We start from the raw sequence: 16,504 nt of genomic DNA, 5'->3' as shown, positions 1-16,504 counted from the left end.
CGGATGTTTTTTGAATTAATCATTGATTTGAGAAGGATAAAGTGTCATTCCACCATCCACAAATAAGGTGGTGCCTGTGATATACGCCGCTTCCTTAGAAACGAGGAATGCAGCAGCGGCCCCAATCTCCTTCGGTTCACCAAAGGTTCTCATCGGAATTTTCTCAAGCTGCTTTTGTTTTTTCAATTCATCCTGTAAATCATCATTCGATTCGGTTGCCATGGTACCCGGCGCAATCGCGTTGATTCGAATACCTGCTTCGGCATAATCAAGAGCCAGCGTCTTCGTCATCATATTCATTCCACCCTTTGAAGTGGAATAATGAACGTTGAACGGGCGCGGAATTTCCTGATGGACACTGGAAATATTTAAAATAGACCCTTTGATGTCATGCTCCATCATATAGGCGAGCGCAGCCTTTGCGCCTAAAAATGCACCTGTTATGTTCACATCGATGACGTTTTGCCATTGCTCCAGCGTCATCTCATGCGGCAGCGCTTCTTCGCCGTTGAAGCCTGAATTATTGACGAATACATCTACTGTACCGAAATGCTCCAGTGCTGTATCCATGATGGCTTGGATGCCTTCCTCTTTGGAGACATCTGCGTGTACTTTCACCGCCCCACCTCCGTGCTGCTGAATGGCTTGTACGGTCTCTTCAGCTCCATCTTCATCGCCTTTATAGTTCACAACCACATTCATTTCCTCTTGTCCAAACCGCAATGCGATCGCTTGTCCAATTCCTTTTGAAGAGCCTGTGACAATGGCTGTTTTCCCTTTTAAATCTTGATACATCTTCATTTCCTCCATTCACGTGCTTCATCTTGCTGATACACAATGGTTACCCATTTTGGAAAAAACAAAAACACAACCCTCTGCATTTGTACTCGAAGAGGGCTGTGCGTTTCATCAAGCTAAAAGGTGTTATAAACATTTTCACACGTTTCGGCGGTTGGCTGATAAAAGCAATGCGACTTATACCTTGCCACAAACGGCTGATTGTACCAAGTCGCCGGACAATCGCCAGGCGGTTTAAAATACCAAAGGCTGAATTTTGCCGGCCAAAAACGTTCTCCGTTAATATTTCTCCGCGCAAGTGTTTTTTCCGTTTCTCGTGCTCGCTGATAGAAGTAACCATGCGTGACCGCTTCGAATGCATGCTCCTGATAAATCATTTGTGGAATCGTACGCAGCCCTTTAAAGTCAGAGCAGTTGGCACGCAAACGATTGATGCCCACGTTTCCTACGAGCAGCATCCCTCGCCTCCCTTCACCTTCTGCCTCCGCTCTCAGCAGTCTGGCCATTAAATCAATATCAGAGCTTGTCGCTCTTACCACTGCCATACATCCACCTCCAGTTCGTTTCTCTTTTATTTTATGTAGCGTTTCTGTGTAGATGACTGCCATTTTGACATGAAAAAGCACGTTCAGTGTCGGCAGCCTGTCTAAATTTGCTGGACATGTGTCTCGCTGCCAACAACACTCAAACCAAGTGACCATATACATAACAGGAAGAAATATTCATTACTATATACTCATTTACAAGTCATAAAAATCCTTCTAATTGCGACATCATCTTCAAAAACAGTCATTTGAACCTATTCAATAATCCGACTCAAAACCTTAAAATATAAAATGTTGAGTTTCTACAGGAGATATCAAATAATAAATTACAAGTTTCTCCTCTCAACTTAGTGTCATTTTTACTACTTGAAGCCAATCAACCTCGGAAACGCACTGAGGTATTGACAGTACTTTCGCTTCATTCTACAGTAAAAAACATACAGTATTTTTCTTTTTGTGCAAAAAGAATGATATGAACTACAGCTTTTCAATGAAATTCACCATAAACCCGAGGAGGAAAACACGCCATGTTTAAAAAGAAATTATCCCTGTTTCTTCTGATCTTGTGTGTAACTGTTGTCGCTGCTGCTTGTAGTGGTGGAAAAGACAAAACAGCTGCGAAAGAAAACGATACCAAAAAATCTCTTGATGCAGCAGAGGTAAAGGTAGAAAGTGCTGAGTACACATTACCACCTCAATACGATACATCTGTACAGGATGATCAGTATGTACTAAAAGTGAATGTATCTGTAAAAAATATCAGCAAAGAGCCTCTCAATGTTGATAAAAGCAACTTCACGCTTTACCAAGATGACGCACAGGTATCTACGATCTCTCCAGATGACTATAACGAAGTATTATCTTCAAGCTCTTTAAATGCAGACAAAGTCACAAAAGGCGGTCTTTTCTTTGTTGTTGACAAAGACAAAGACTATCAGCTTGTTTACACAGAGCCAGGCAGCGGATCGAAAAAAGATGACAAAACACTAGAATTCGATATTAAAGGAAAAGACTTAATGAAAAAAGCAGATACACTACAAGCATCTGCAAAAGCTCTTTCTTCTTATATTGATGTGATGATTTTTGGTAAGAAAAACGACGATTTCGAAAAACTAACAGGTGATAACAAATCAACTGTTGTGAACGAGTTTGATAAATCATTCAAACAAGGTTACATCACTTCATCAGGTATTTCTTCTAGCTCAGCGAAGGACGAAAACCTTGATAAGCTTTTAAAAGCAGTGAAAGAAACATTAGCTGAAAAATCAAAAGTATCAACAAAAACAAAAGCGATCAGTGGTGATAAAGCTGTCGTGACTGTGACTCTTACACCAATCGATGCAAGTCCGCTTGTCGATCGTTTGAAAGAGAAAGCGACTGAGTTCTACAGCAAAAACCGTTCAGCTTCTTATGATGAAGCGCAAAAATACTTACTATCAATTTACCCAGATGAGTTTAAAAAATTAGGACCATCATCTTCTGAAGAAACAGTAGAAGTCAACATGAAGAAAAATGATATCGACCAATGGAAACTTGATTTGAACGACTACAAAACAAGCTCATTAGTTGAGAAATTCATCAAGAACTAAAGAAAAACCCCCGATTTCGGGGGTTTTTTGTTATGATTTATCATCTGGTTTGGTGATCGTGAACCCCCTCTATCATCAAAAACCAGAATATAGTCAAGTTATCTTAACCTTGACAACATTTCTTTCTATAATCAGTGCTCCATTTCTTTAGCTTGATCACTATGAGATATTCAATCCTGATTATTTTTTTTTGTACTTAAGATTTTTTTTCTGCTTATTTGAGTTAAAGATGTAGTGTAAACTCGAAGTAAAAAAGGTACTCCTCATTCTTTATTTCATACTGGTGCGGTGATTATTGTTGCAGGAGCTGGTTATGTAATTGCTACAGAAGCCAACAAGCACAGGAATAAAAAGTATAACCATTATGAAGCTATTATCCGAGGCTGAGTATATATTGGAAAAGGAATAAATAAGTCACAAGCAATTGCTAGAATGAAATCAAGAAAGGGTATTATTATTACTGGCATCCCCATAAAGAACTTCAAAAGCTCATGCTTTCTACGGAGGTCCGTTAAATAGTTAATAGAGGTGAATAATGTTCAATTACGAAAAGCTATATAAACAGTATTTATATAAAAAAAATCAATTGATTTTTACTAAAGAACAAGTCGTTGAGATGATAACGTCTAAATTTAAAGCTAGAGAATTTTCAAAAACAAAGATTTTAGATTTAGTAAATGATGATCACTTTGAATATACTAAGGTATATAAATGTTTTGTCATTGATGATCCGAGTATATTGATTCAATTGTTTTCGAATGAGGAAAAAAAGGAACATCGTGAACAAGTACTTCATAATCGTCTTCATCCCTTAAACCCCAAGAAAGTAAAAGAATGGGAGTATAATCACTTATTGCTTGATGAACAAGAAGGTAGAAGAATTGATATCATTTTAGAAAGTAAAGATGGATTATATGTTTCAGAATTTACCGTAAGAGATAGTTGCGAAAAGCTTAATAGATATACAAATGCTTTAATTGTAGGTGCACTTATTGAAAATGGGTTAGAAGAATATCCTGATGGTATTCATGACGAGTATTTTCAATTTTATTTAGAGAACTTAGATCAATTCGGTTTCTTAAACTGAAAAATACGATGATCGGCATTCACTTGAAAACGCCCTCTATCAAAGAGGGCGTTTCTTTATTTCGCAAGCATCCATTTCTCTTTCATAAACAAACTTCTCACGATGACAAACAGGATAACGACTGCCAAGGCCGAGGAGCCGAGTGTCAGGGTGATGGACATTGGATCAATGATCCCAAACATCAGTTGCTTACACAGCGCATGAATATTCAGGAATGGGACCGCAAAATAATACGTATCTAGCTGCGTAGCACCTGCTCTCATAGTAAAGAACATTGGGAGCACACCTAGTGTAATGATCATGGACATGTACGACTGTGCTTCTTTCACTGAGCCCGACATCACGCTGAGCAGCAGTTCAATCATGGATACCATGAAGGAGAAGATGATTAACGCCGCAAACATGACGCCGATAATGCTCCACATTTGATCACCAAAGTTCAAAGCTTGCTTCAGCTTTTCTGTAAAGAGCAAAGTGGATAGAAGCAGCATGCCGATCGCCACAATTCCACTTAAAATACCGAACATAGAGACAGCGAGCCATTTTCCGATGAGAATCTGGAGTCTGCTGGCAGGTGTCAGGAACAACGCTTCAATGGATTTCCGGTCTTTTTCACCTGCTACAATATCAAGCGCAGCCGGCAAGGCTCCTGAGATGACGGAGGTCACCAAAATCATCGGAAGGAGAATCGACAACAGCATAGCGGTCACTCCGTTTTCCCCTTCATCCCCTTCTTCTACATCAACGGACTGCACCTCAAACGGATGAATAACGGACGTATCAATTTGATCCGCTGCTAAACGCTTCTCGACTACTTGGTTTTGATATTGCTCCAGCAATGATTGCAGCATTTGAACGGTGATCACCGAATCATCATCTGTCGTATATCCATGAATTTTAATGGCGAATGGCTTTTGATGCTTGAGCATATCGCCTGCCTCTTTCGGCATTTCTAGGTAAGCATTTGCCTCCCCATCCTTGACGGCTTGCTGGGGATCATCAAATGTTTCAAGGTTTAGGTTTTTGACCTCTTTGATCATTTGGTTCATTTCGGCTGGAAGCTGTTCATTGATGGCGACTGTATAGGCTTTATCCCCTGGATCTGCAATCATGCTTTCATAAAAGAACACCAGCCCAAGCATGGTCAAAAGAGGAATCAGTACGGTTAAGAGCAACGTTTTTCGATCCCTTAGCGCATCTGTCATTTCTTTCAAAAAGACGGTTTTCCACATTATGAAATCCCCCTAGCGAGCTTCGACATAAAGATATAGTTCAAGTCTTCACTTTGTTCCTGTGCATATAATTCTGGAAGTGTCCCTTTGTAAACAAGCTCTCCTTGATGAATCATCATGACACTGTCACAAAGCTGGCTGACTTCTTCCATGATGTGGCTTGAAAAGAGGATCGTTTTATTTTGCTGCTTGAGCTGATGGATAAAATCTCTGAAAATATTACTCGACGTGATATCTAAGCCTGTTGTCGGCTCATCAAATAAAATAATGTCAGGATCATGAATTAACGTTCTGGCAATCGCCACCTTTTGTTTCATTCCTCTTGAGAATCCTTTCACCTTGCGATCCATGTATTGTCTCATTCCAAAACGCTTTGCCAAATCCTCTATTCTTGCTTTGATTTCATGCTGATCTAAGCCATATAATTTGCCAAAGTATTCAAGGTTTTCTCTTGCCGTCAAACGATCGTAAAGCCCCGTCTCTCCGCCAAACAAGACACCAATTCGCTTTTTCACTTCTGTTGCTTCTTTCACTGTATCAAAGCCTGCGACAGTGACTGTTCCGTGTGTAGGCTCTAATAATGTGGCTACGGCGCGCAATAATGTTGTTTTTCCTGCACCATTTTCTCCTAGAATGCCAACGACTTCCCCTTCCTTCACGGAGAACGTCATGTGTTTCATCGCTTTCACGACTTTTTTCTTATCTTTAAACCAGCAGCTGCAATCGCTGAGAGTAATCATGTGGTTCGCCCCTTTCAACTTTCTAAGTCTATGATAGAAAAAATAACGCTTGCCTGATATAAAAATGTCGCGAAACGTCCTTTTTCTGTCTTGAAATGATCTATTTCAAAAAAACAAATGGTAAAATAGACAAATAATAAGAATGGTCATAGGTGATTTTTATGATAAAAGTAGGTCTCGTCGACGATTACCGAGTAGATTTAGAAAAGCTGCACGCCATTGTAGGCAGGATGGAGGCTGTGGACATCGTCTTTGTCACGCAGTCAGCAGAGGATGCATATGAGAAGGTCAAAAAAGGAGACATTGATCTGTTGTTCGCTGACATTGAAATGCCTGGAATGTCCGGCTATGAATTAGCGGACCTCATTCACTCTCACGCACTGAATGTCGATGTGGTCTTTGTGACAGGAAACAGTGGATATGCAGTCCATGCGTTTGATTTGAATGTACATGATTATATTATGAAGCCCTACCAAGCTGATCGAATTGCCAAATGCTTAGAGCGTTATATGTCCACCAAGCAGGAGAAAAGCATTCATGGACGGCTTCTCATTAAACAGCAGTCAGATATTCATGTGCTGCAGAAAAAGGATGTCATTTTTGTTGAGCGAACGGGCCGGTCAACAACTATCGTGACAACGACAGGAGATATCCAGACCTATCAGACATTAAATGAGCTAAAGGGCGATCTGGCTGAAAAGGATTTTATCCGCTCCCACAGATCGTTTATCATTAATATTCATTACATTAAGAATTTCTCGGCGTATGCTAAAAATTCGTATATCGTGTCTTTTGAAGGTACAGATAAAAAAGCCATGATGACCAAGCAGCAACTAGAATTCTTTAAGAAATACTATTTTTAAGGAGAACGAACGTGAACGCTTTCTATCTTGGATTTCGCATTTATGCCCTCATATGGCTAGGTCTTGCGTTTCATGCGGCTGCTGAAGCCTTTCTGCCGCTATCATCCATTGTGTTGTGGCTTCTTACCTTTTGCGCGGTGTGTGTTTATACATTTTTCATGTACAAAAGATTTTTGCCTCTTACGAGTGGTGATGTGATATTGGGCGCTTTTATACTCATTACCTGCACAGGCCTTTTGCTGTTTCTAACGCAACAGAATGGGCTGAGCTGTCTTTTGGCGCTCATTATCATGGTGACAGTCAATATCCTCTCATTGAAGGTGATGCAGACAGAGAAACAGTTAAATGGACGGCTTCAAGAGCTCATAAACGCGGAATCAAGAACCAACGAATTACTTCTTGAGCTGCGCAGTAAACATCATGAAACAGCCAGACATTTAAATGCCTTTTCCGCGTCGAACGACGAACATGAAATTAAAGATTTGATTCAGCAATACGTCAAACATTTCCCATGGATGAAAGGAGAAAATGCATATTTAGCCTCAACCCTCCACCCCTTTTTGGAGCGGGCTGAGAAAGAGGACATTGCACTTTCACTAGACCTTCAAGCACCCTTTTCATCGCTTCCTTTTTCAAAGGCGGATCAGGTTAGTTTTACTGGCAACCTGCTTGATAATGCTCTAGATGCAGCGATTGAAGCGAAGCAAGCCGGAAAAGAGGGCAGCATTTCGGTCACGACCTCTATTCGGAGCGGGCTATTTTTAATCCATTGTGAAAACAGCACAAAAGGTATGGAAAAACACGTGTTAGATCATTTATTCAAAACTTTTGGCCGTTCGACAAAAGGCGGCGATCATCAAGGCATGGGGACGTATATCATTCAACAGCTTGTTCAAAAGGCAGACGGTACACTTGATTTCACTTACCGTTCTCCAAATTTGCGGCTCGTCATCAAAATCCCTCTCACCATGTCATAAAAAAAAGGTGCATAGCTGCACCTTTTTTTAGTGTTACGAGAAGATTTTATCGATTTGATTGATTTCCTCTTCTGTTAGTTGAACATCGTTTGTTTTTAGGTTTTGTAGCACTTGGTCTGCTCGTTTTGCCCCTGGAATAATAGCATCAATGCCATCCTGCGCTAAGAGCCAAGCGAGTGCGACGTGTGCTGTTTCTGCATTCTTTGATTGAGCAATGGCTTTTAGCTTGTCTACTTTTTCGAGATTTGAAAGGAATGCATCGCCTTGGAAAAGCGGGTCCTTTGCTCGAATATCATCAAATGTCGCATCTTTTGTAAATTTCCCGGTCAACAAGCCTGATGCCAATGGGAAATAAGGAATAAAGGAGATCCCATGCTCGACGCAGTATGGAAGAAGATCCTGCTCTGCCTGACGTTTCAGCAGAGAATACTCCGATTGAAGCACGTCTAAGTAGCCATCTTGGTTAAAGGCTTGAAGCTGTTCAAAATTAAGGTTTGATGCACCGATTGCCCTGATTTTCCCTTCATCCTTCAATTCCTTTAATGTGCCTGCTACTTCTTCGAGCGGCGTGTGTCCATCCGGGAAATGCATATAGTACAAGTCAATATAATCAGTTTGCAGTCGTTTCAGGCTATTTTCGACCTGCCCTCTTAAGAAATCACGGCTGTTATCAAGTTCAATTTGGCCATTTACTTCCTTATGAGCTCCTTTTGTCGCAAGGACAAGCTTTTCTCTGCCGCCTCTTTTGGCAATGATCTCACCGATTAATTCCTCTGAACGGCCCAGCCCATAAATAAAAGCAGAATCTAAGAAATTGACACCTTGATCAAGAGCCGTCTCCACAAGCTCCCGTCCAGCATCCTCACTAAGATTCGGGAATAAATTATGCCCGCCTACTGCATTCGTACCAAGCCCTATCGGATTTACCTGCAAATCAGTTCGTCCAAGCGTTACCTTTTTCAAAAGCTCATCTCCCTTATCTACATAATCATCCTTATTTTCCCACGAATCATTTCCAACATTCAAGTATACCGCTCTCTAAAATCAACCCGCAGGTGGACGCCGCGAAAATAGAAGATGCGTATGATGAAGATAGACTAAAACGAAAAGGAGATCTTGTCATGACCATTCAAATTGTCATCATTATGATTATTCTGCTTTTAAGAACAGGCAAGGAAAAAGAAATCCGCCCCATCAGGCTTCTCATAGGACCGCTCATTTTATTAGGCACACTCTCTTATTCCTTGACCCAGCATATTGAAATCACGGCGATGAGCCTGCTTGCAATGATTGTCTTTGCACTCGCAGGTTTTGCAATCGGTCTATGGAGAGGTAAACTATACAAAGTAACATATGATCAACAGTCGGGACGTATCACCGCCGCCAGCTCACTCTATGGAACACTTTTTTTCATCGGAATCATCCTTATCCGGATGACAGTAGGCTCAATTGTACAGGATGGCGGTCATTCCCTGATCATTTTCGCAAATGGCCTGACATTCCTTCCAATCGGCAGTATGATCGGATTACGTTTTATTCTTTTAAAAAGATATATGAACATCAAGGCATCTGCTGCTATTAACTGACAGACAGGAGTTTTTGATATGTACCTTCAGCAGCCACTCAAGCTTTTAGGTCAAATAAGGCGAAAATTCGTATTAGGCCTTGTATTGACCTATATGTATATTCAAATGTATGAGTCCCTTTCAATAGGCGAATTGGTGTTTCGCACCTTCGTCTATTTGGTGTTTCTCCTTTGTCTTTTTCCAAAAAGCAAGCTGTCACCTAAAAAGCAATTTTCTATGCTCCTCTTGATGTGGATTCTGACACATCTCTTGTGGCTAGTGACAGATCAGATTCAAGACAGTATTGGACTGACCTTTTTTATGATCGGCTTTATCGCTTTTCGTTTTTCAGAGGCGCATCATCCCTATCTATTTGCTATCATCTTTTTCACCAGTGGGGTCAGCTATTATATAAACAATTTTTCTTGGAACATGGTGATCACTCTCCCGCTATTCCAGCTACTTGTGTATACACTTGTTTTGATTTCTAGAATGCGTCGGCGTGAACAGGAATTAAAGGAAGAACACTTCGGAGAACTGCAATTGGTTCACAAGGAATTATCAGAAGCCCATGAACAATTGAAAAAGGCGCATATGGAGCTTGAAGAAGCGACCGTTCAGTCACTCCAATTTGCAGTGCTGGAGGAGCGAAGCAGAATTGCACGTGACCTGCATGACAGTATCGGTCACCAATTAACCTCGATGATTGTCCAGCTGCAGTCTTTGCCCTACCGTTTAAAGCAGGAAGAACCAGAGCAGATGACGCAGACGTTTCAGGAGCTGATCCATATTTCTAAAAATTGTCTCACCGAAGTTCGTTCTGTGGTTCATCATATGGCGTCAGATGATGCAGGTCTCGGACTTGCCGGACTTCGCAGCCTCATCAAGCAAGGAGAGATATCGGGTGAGCTTGACATTCACTTTCATACAGAGCAGCTTACGTATAAAAAATGGCCGCTCTCCGTATCTGAACTGCTTTACCGCATTTTACAAGAAGCCATCACCAATACAATTCGCCATGCCAAGGCGACCGCGATGACCATTACACTATCTAACGACCAGCATGAGCTGATGATGAACATTGAAGACGATGGATATTTGACCAGCGAAAAAGATATTTCATTTGGCTTTGGACTGTCAGGCATGAAGGCACGGTGTGACGCAGCAGGCGGTTCCCTCAAGGCGTCCATACGCGAGCCGCACGGCTTCTGTATTCATATTCAAATTCCTATCAAGGAGGACTTCAAGGCATGACAAACCCTATTAAGATTAGCATTATTGATGATCAGCCGCTGATCCGCCAAGGATTTCGTTATATTGCAAGCGCTCAAGAGGATATTGACGTCATATGGGAGGCGTCAGACGGTCAGGAGGCGGTTGAGCTTTGCTCGATCAACACACCAGACGTACTGCTGATGGATGTACAAATGCCTGGAATGGATGGCATCACGGCAACAGAGCACATTTTAAAAAAGCATCCAGATGTAAAAGTTGTGATTCTCACGACCTTTGATACGGAAGAATACGTCTTTGACGGAATTCGTGCAGGGGCAGTCGGTTATTTGCTGAAGGATACAATGCCTGAGGAATTAATTGAGGCCATCCGCACCGCCTTTGCTGGTGAATCTGTCTTTCGAACGGCAGCCTCTGAGCACATGATGGCACGAGCTCTTCAGCAGGCAAATGATACACATCACACTCATCTGCTGCACGAATCATTCACAGAACGTGAACGCGATGTATTACAGCAAATGGCCTATGGCTTAAAGAATGAAGACATTGCTGATCAATTATTTATCAGCAAAAGTACGGTAAAAACGCATGTGCACCGTATTTTACAAAAGCTCAATGCACAAGACCGTACACAGGCTGTCGTCTTCGCCATCCGGCACCGCCTCGTGAAATAAAAACTACCTTCACTTCAAGATTTTTATACAAAAAACATTTAAAACCTAAAATAAATCCATAAATCAATACTTTTTAACTAGTATATTGTGCTTATTTAATTCCTTATTTTATAGGTGATTGTGTTAAAAACTATCAAAAATAGGGACTAAAACCTATTCCTCATCATGAATGAATTTCGATAGAATGAATAGTGCAAATCGTCATTAGGATATTTTCCCCTTTAACACCCGAATATACCAATCTATCTGTTTCTTTTTTCATAGTCAGATAGCGGGAAAGAAATGACGAAAGAAAAGCAAAGGAGCTTCAACTGTGAATCTTAAAAAAATAAGTGCACTCCTCATGATTTCATTCGTGATGATCATCTCTGCAGCCTGCCAGAGCTCAACCAAATCAACCGACGCTGATCAAAAGTCAACAAAAACAGCAGAGGTAAAAGTCAATAGCTACGAATATACGTTACCAGAAGACTCAACAACTACCCTAAGAGACAATGAATTGGTACTAAAAGTCAACCTGACGATCACAAACAAAGGTGACAAAGCCCTTTCATTATATAACTCTGACTTCTCCCTTTATCAGGACGATGCCAAAGTATCTGATTTAAAATTCTACGGCAGCAAAGACCGTCTTGACCTTGGTTCATTGAACAAAGGCAAGTCACTTTCAGGAGCTCTTTATTTCCTAGTAGACAAAGGGAAAAAATATCAGTTCGTCTATCAGGACAGCATCAAGAAAAACAGTGATTCCATCCAAATCGACCTAGATGGAAACAAAATACTCGATTCAGCAAAAAAGCTGGATAACCCAGCAAAAGCGTTATCCGCTTATACCGATATTATTGTTTTTGATAAAAAGAACGATGAATTCGCAGATTTAACGGGTGACAACCAATCGGATGTCGTCAATAAATACCATGAGATGTTTGTAAAAGACTTCAAAAGAAGTGCAGGAATATACGGAAATGAAGTGAGTGACCGAGATATTCTGTCGATGTACAAACGCATTCAAAACACCATGAAGGATAAAGCCAAAGTAGAAACAAGTGTGAAAACCATCTCTGATGACGAAGCAAAGGTTGTCGCTCAAGTAACCGGCATTGATGCTTCTAACTTAAAAGACAAGCTAGACAAGCAAAGAGACGAGTTTTACAACGGGAAAATCCGTTCTAAAGAAGAATTGTATAAAAAAAGCTTAAACATGTACGCATCTGAATTCGAAAAACTTCCTCCCGTTTCCAGCCCAGCTGAATATGAAGTGAAAATGAAACGTAATGGGGATGGTCAATGGAAAATTGACCTCAACGATTATAATACAGAGCAGTACATGAGTGGTTTTATTAAAACGAGATAATCTAAAAAAAGACGCTGGCCTCTGAAGGTGCCGCGTCTTTTTTAGATTATATTGTCGCCTCTTGCTCTTCTTTCACCGCTTTTTCGATATCTTTAAAACGGCTCGATACAGTAGACGCACTAATGCCATACTTTTTCGCTACTTGTGATTGAGAAAGCGGGGCATCGCTTGCAAGTGAATGAATATAGTATTCGATTCCCGCAGCAAATGACGCTGCTTTACGGATCACAGGTGATTTCTGATCACAGTAGGCTTTCCAAACCGTTAAAGCACCGTCTGTCAGGCTCTGGTCACCGTGCTCCTTCATTCCGTCTTCAATCAGCTTAGCTGTTTCCAGCTGAACGTCACTTGCCCAGTCCATACGATCTGCTGATAGACCTGCAACGCCTTCTGTTTGAGCAGGTGTTTCTGATTCTTCTACTTCTTGCTTCGCAAACATACACTTCAGCACATCAGGGAATGATTCTCTCATAAATGTGCTGCGCGCCTCTCCATTTGCTTCATATGCGTCAACAAGCTGGCGAACTTGAAGAAGAAGAGTATCTGTAAACTCTTTCGCAAACATCGTATATTGAATGAAAAACTCTGCCTTTTCTTCAAATTGAACAGGAAAACCAAGCACGAGACTTCCCTTTTCAGGCAGTACCGTTTGATCAGGTTTTACATCTACTTCAACCTTCTCCGCTGTTATCATATTCTCAAAATAAAGAGACTCGTCCGTTTTTTCATTTAATAAAAGCAAAGATGGTTCCATGTCTGTCCAAGATTGGACAACTTGTCTTGTTTTCGGACGGGTAATATCCTCTGCTTTCTTTGTCAGGAATTCTTGGAAAATGGTCTCTTTCTGATCAGTTAATGGACGGAAGAAGATGCCCCATACACTCAAATGGAAAACTGAGATTTGTTGCGTTTCTTTATCCATATCTGCAAGGAAAGAAAACTCATTAATGAATTGATTGATCGCTCTCTGATGCTTAGAAAAAGCATAATTCATTAAATCCTTTTGAACTTGTACAGCTTCCTTAAACACAAGCTCAGACGTTTGTTCTCCGCCTGATTTTTGACCACAGCAATGTTTATATTTTTTTCCGCTTCCGCATGGGCAGAGCGCATTTCGTTTAATTTTTCCCAAAATAAAACCTCCGACATTCTAGTCTAACCTCACTATTTTAACAAACGATTGCACAGGAGGGTTTTATTTTCAAGAAAAAAGAAAAATCTGAATGATCAGTTAAATTATAAAAACACCTGAAAATCACGATAGATCATAGGAAAGACAGACTTTCTCTGTTTATTTTCTCCAATCATACCAACAGATTTTCCTCAGCTCATTCCTTCGAATAACTGCTTTGCCTCAAAATAAAAGATTTGAACGAATTTCTTCGTATTGACTCTGCCTGTCGATCCTGAGGGAGAAGATGTCTTCTGCATTTCTTTCATTCTTTGGCTGACATCGGTAAAATCGAAAAACTTCGACGCGTAGTGCTCAAACTTAGGATTTGAGAAATCTGTTAATCCTAGTGAGGCAAAATGATTCAAGGAATGATGAATAGCTCGTCTAATCCGCTGCTCCGCCGCTTTCACTTCCCGCATCACCTCTACATCGGTTGCACCATGATCCAGTTTTCTTTCTGCTGTTTTGATAAACAGCTGCTTTAGCGGCGGGAAATTGACCTCATGAGAATTGGCTGACTGTGTTTCATGTAAGTAGATGAGTATCTCCAGTAAATCCTTAGAGCCGCTCTCGCCGACAATTCCAAGCTCAGATAAGAGGAATTCCCCAGCCTCTTTCATCGTTCTTCTCTTCGCCTCAACGCCCGCACCTTGAGAAATCACAGGCTCTAATGGCAGCACTTGACGAAGAGAGGCTTGTATATCGTAAATCGATTTTTCCAGCTTGATACGCTCCATGACTTTTCGAATCACACTGACGATTTCAATGCGATTGACAGGCTTATGGATATAATATTCAATCCCTAGTTCATAGGCTTCTGCCATCATCTCTTTCGCTTCTACTTGGGAAATCATAATGACCTTGCCTTTGAATTCAGGGTGGATATGGCGAATGGTTTGAATGCCATCTCTAGCAGGCATTAAAAGATCAATCAAAAGGATGTCTACTTTCTTGAGGTTCAGGGAATGTGCCTCTAATCCAACTCCGTCACCCGCTTCACCTACAACCTCTCCCAAATCCTCATCCTCTATGATTTGACCTAAAATCGAGCGTATTGCACGATCATCATCTGCAATGAAGAATCGCATACACTCACCCTCTCTGTATTAAATTTTGTATAGGAAGTACAAGCAGAAAAGCTGCACCTTTTGTTTCTTTTGGTTCGATTTGAATATGACCGCCAAGCTCTTGAACCAGCTCTCTCACATAGGATAAGCCAATCCCTGTAGAAGGTGTTCCAAATGCATCAAATTTGGAGGTATACCCTGGATCAAACACAATCTCTCTCATTTTTTTAGGAATCCCTGGTCCGTCATCTTCAATCCGAATCTCTATTTTATCATGACTTCCTTTCAATTCGAGTGAGATCATCCCGGTATCTTTTATTGCTTCGACTGCATTGGCCATTAAATTATTAATCAGCGATAAGAAAATAAACACATGATAATCATGCAGATGAATGCCCCTTATATCAGATGTGAAGGAGATGTTTTTCCCCAGAGATAGAGCATACTTCTCTTGAATCCGGATGACAATTTGGACGAGCTCTTCCGCCTTCATATAGTCTTGCATATTTTCCTTCGAAATCAGCTTTGAAAGCCCAGCATAAATACGCTGATTGTCCTTTTTCACTTCATGAATTTCTCCTGCGAGCTTTAACAGCTCCTGACTCACTTTTTTCCCTGCTTCGTGTTCATGCAGCAAACGATAAAGCCGGTATGATTCCTGCGTAATATGCTCTGTATGTTTTAACGTTTTCTTTAAATGAACCGTTTCTTCATATAAATTCGAAATGACCATCATCATATGCTCATTTTGTTTCATGATCTGCTTTTCTCTTGATTGGGCCTCATACAGCTTCATCATATTAAAAAAACTGATCACCACAAAGCTGTGAGCAAACGCAATGAAGAACATATCGCTCAGCTTTGATAAGGTCATCGTTGTATCAAACACTAAGAATTGTACAAACAGCTCGACAAAATCAGCAACTAATTCGATCATCAGACCGATGATCCCAATGAAAATAGAGCGCTGTTTAAAGCGTCCCGTACGGACGGCAAAAAACAGGAAAGCATAAGTGAAATAGAAAAAGAAGCTTGGGAATTGCTGATAAAATGATGAAGCAAGATCAGCATTCTGCTGAATCAAATCTAAGCCTACCCGAAAAAGCACAATGGCTGCGCCTGTTAAAAATCCCGGCAATAGCGGTCTAGATTTTCTTAAGAGTAATAAGCAAAAGAAAAACGCAGGTGCTCCAAAGCTGATGCGAAACGTCTCATTCACAGGATAAAACTTCAGCTCTCCTGCAAGCGGCACAATGACCATCATAAAAATTAAAATGAATGCGTCCTTTTTGACAAGCTGATTTAAACTCAAATGACTGACATCCCTTCCCCTGTTTGCATAGCCACAGTATACAAGGAGACTCTTTTCTCCACAATGTACAAAAAAATAATTTTCACTGCTCCTTTTATCCTCAAAATCCTTTTTTATGACTATTCTCCGGGGCAGCAAGGTGACCTTTCAGCTATTCAGTGTTTTGATCATTGACGACAATCATCGACAGACTGATTTTTATTTGTAAGTTTTTCTGTAGATTTACGTCAGATTGTGTAGTTTCCAAGATAAATTGAATGAACAATTTTAGTGAAACTATATGTAAGCGTTTTC

16 protein-coding genes are annotated in these 16,504 nt (G+C 40.7%); 8 read left to right on the top strand and 8 right to left on the bottom strand.

Annotated features, from left to right (window positions below; genetic code table 11):
* Nucleotides 1-15 precede the first annotated feature (15 nt).
* Both BAE31_RS13490 and BAE31_RS13485 read right to left on the bottom strand, forming a co-directional pair.
* Nucleotides 16-795: a glucose 1-dehydrogenase gene (locus BAE31_RS13490; protein ID WP_076840675.1), complete on the bottom strand. Its 780-nt coding sequence runs from the start codon at nucleotides 793-795 to the stop codon at nucleotides 16-18.
* Between the two features lie 119 nt (nucleotides 796-914).
* The gene (locus BAE31_RS13485; RefSeq protein WP_024424361.1) at nucleotides 915-1,343 is read right to left on the bottom strand and encodes a cell wall hydrolase; all 429 of its coding nucleotides are present in this window, start codon (nucleotides 1,341-1,343) and stop codon (nucleotides 915-917) included.
* Nucleotides 1,344-1,870: 527 nt separating this feature from the next.
* On the opposite strand from BAE31_RS13485, the gene BAE31_RS13480 reads away from it, so the two are divergent.
* Together BAE31_RS13480 and BAE31_RS13475 are read left to right on the top strand one after the other, a co-directional pair.
* Nucleotides 1,871-2,932 (top strand): DUF4352 domain-containing protein, encoded by a 1,062-nt coding sequence (locus BAE31_RS13480; RefSeq protein ID WP_048238174.1) that lies wholly within the window; start codon nucleotides 1,871-1,873, stop codon nucleotides 2,930-2,932.
* Nucleotides 2,933-3,467: 535 nt separating this feature from the next.
* The gene (locus BAE31_RS13475) at nucleotides 3,468-4,019 is read left to right on the top strand and encodes a hypothetical protein (RefSeq protein WP_076840674.1); all 552 of its coding nucleotides are present in this window, start codon (nucleotides 3,468-3,470) and stop codon (nucleotides 4,017-4,019) included.
* A 56-nt stretch (nucleotides 4,020-4,075) separates the two neighbouring features.
* Here the strand turns inward: BAE31_RS13475 and BAE31_RS13470 are convergent, their stop codons facing one another.
* Nucleotides 4,076-5,251 (bottom strand): ABC transporter permease, encoded by a 1,176-nt coding sequence (locus BAE31_RS13470; protein ID WP_076840673.1) that lies wholly within the window; start codon nucleotides 5,249-5,251, stop codon nucleotides 4,076-4,078.
* Nucleotides 5,251-5,991 carry an ATP-binding cassette domain-containing protein gene (locus BAE31_RS13465; RefSeq protein WP_025092774.1) on the bottom strand — a complete coding sequence of 247 codons (741 nt, stop codon included), beginning with the start codon at nucleotides 5,989-5,991 and terminating at the stop codon, nucleotides 5,251-5,253. Before BAE31_RS13465 ends, BAE31_RS13470 begins: the two co-directional genes overlap by 1 nt.
* Nucleotides 5,992-6,152: 161 nt before the next feature.
* Between BAE31_RS13465 and BAE31_RS13460 the strand changes: the two genes are divergently transcribed.
* Both BAE31_RS13460 and BAE31_RS13455 read left to right on the top strand, forming a co-directional pair.
* Nucleotides 6,153-6,854 carry a LytR/AlgR family response regulator transcription factor gene (locus BAE31_RS13460; protein WP_025092773.1) on the top strand — a complete coding sequence of 234 codons (702 nt, stop codon included), beginning with the start codon at nucleotides 6,153-6,155 and terminating at the stop codon, nucleotides 6,852-6,854.
* 11 nt (nucleotides 6,855-6,865) lie between these two features.
* Nucleotides 6,866-7,831 (top strand): sensor histidine kinase, encoded by a 966-nt coding sequence (locus BAE31_RS13455; protein WP_076840672.1) that lies wholly within the window; start codon nucleotides 6,866-6,868, stop codon nucleotides 7,829-7,831.
* Between the two features lie 33 nt (nucleotides 7,832-7,864).
* Here the strand turns inward: BAE31_RS13455 and BAE31_RS13450 are convergent, their stop codons facing one another.
* Nucleotides 7,865-8,794: an aldo/keto reductase gene (locus BAE31_RS13450; protein ID WP_076840805.1), complete on the bottom strand. Its 930-nt coding sequence runs from the start codon at nucleotides 8,792-8,794 to the stop codon at nucleotides 7,865-7,867.
* 158 nt (nucleotides 8,795-8,952) lie between these two features.
* Between BAE31_RS13450 and BAE31_RS13445 the strand changes: the two genes are divergently transcribed.
* The 4 genes from BAE31_RS13445 (at nucleotide 8,953) to BAE31_RS13430 (ending at nucleotide 12,657) form a co-directional block, all read left to right on the top strand.
* Nucleotides 8,953-9,417, top strand: a complete 465-nt coding sequence (locus tag BAE31_RS13445) for a DUF1453 domain-containing protein (protein ID WP_229137071.1) — start codon at nucleotides 8,953-8,955, stop codon at nucleotides 9,415-9,417.
* Nucleotides 9,418-9,435: 18 nt separating this feature from the next.
* Nucleotides 9,436-10,650, top strand: coding sequence for a sensor histidine kinase (locus tag BAE31_RS13440; RefSeq protein ID WP_076840670.1), 1,215 nt, complete (start codon nucleotides 9,436-9,438; stop codon nucleotides 10,648-10,650).
* Nucleotides 10,647-11,303: a response regulator gene (locus BAE31_RS13435; protein ID WP_076840669.1), complete on the top strand. Its 657-nt coding sequence runs from the start codon at nucleotides 10,647-10,649 to the stop codon at nucleotides 11,301-11,303. Before BAE31_RS13440 ends, BAE31_RS13435 begins: the two co-directional genes overlap by 4 nt.
* Before the next feature lie 313 nt (nucleotides 11,304-11,616).
* A complete protein-coding gene (locus BAE31_RS13430) occupies nucleotides 11,617-12,657 on the top strand; it encodes a DUF4352 domain-containing protein (protein ID WP_076840668.1) in 1,041 nt (346 codons plus the stop codon).
* Between the two features lie 46 nt (nucleotides 12,658-12,703).
* On the opposite strand, the gene BAE31_RS13425 is transcribed toward BAE31_RS13430, so the two are convergent.
* The 3 genes from BAE31_RS13425 to BAE31_RS13415 all read right to left on the bottom strand — a co-directional run bounded on the left by BAE31_RS13425 (nucleotide 12,704) and on the right by BAE31_RS13415 (nucleotide 16,210).
* Nucleotides 12,704-13,789, bottom strand: coding sequence for an SEC-C metal-binding domain-containing protein (locus tag BAE31_RS13425; RefSeq protein WP_076840667.1), 1,086 nt, complete (start codon nucleotides 13,787-13,789; stop codon nucleotides 12,704-12,706).
* Nucleotides 13,790-13,980: 191 nt separating this feature from the next.
* Complete coding sequence (locus tag BAE31_RS13420; protein ID WP_076840666.1) at nucleotides 13,981-14,919, bottom strand: response regulator; 939 nt, start codon at nucleotides 14,917-14,919, stop codon at nucleotides 13,981-13,983.
* Between the two features lie 4 nt (nucleotides 14,920-14,923).
* Entirely contained in the window at nucleotides 14,924-16,210 is a 1,287-nt protein-coding gene (locus BAE31_RS13415) for an ATP-binding protein (RefSeq protein WP_076840665.1), read from the bottom strand.
* Between the last annotated feature and the right edge of the window lie 294 nt (nucleotides 16,211-16,504).

Origin of the sequence: Bacillus sp. I-2 (assembly GCF_001974945.1) — a bacterium.
Lineage (GTDB): Bacteria > Bacillota > Bacilli > Bacillales > Bacillaceae > Bacillus > Bacillus safensis.
This window is presented reverse-complemented; position numbering and strand designations above follow the sequence as displayed.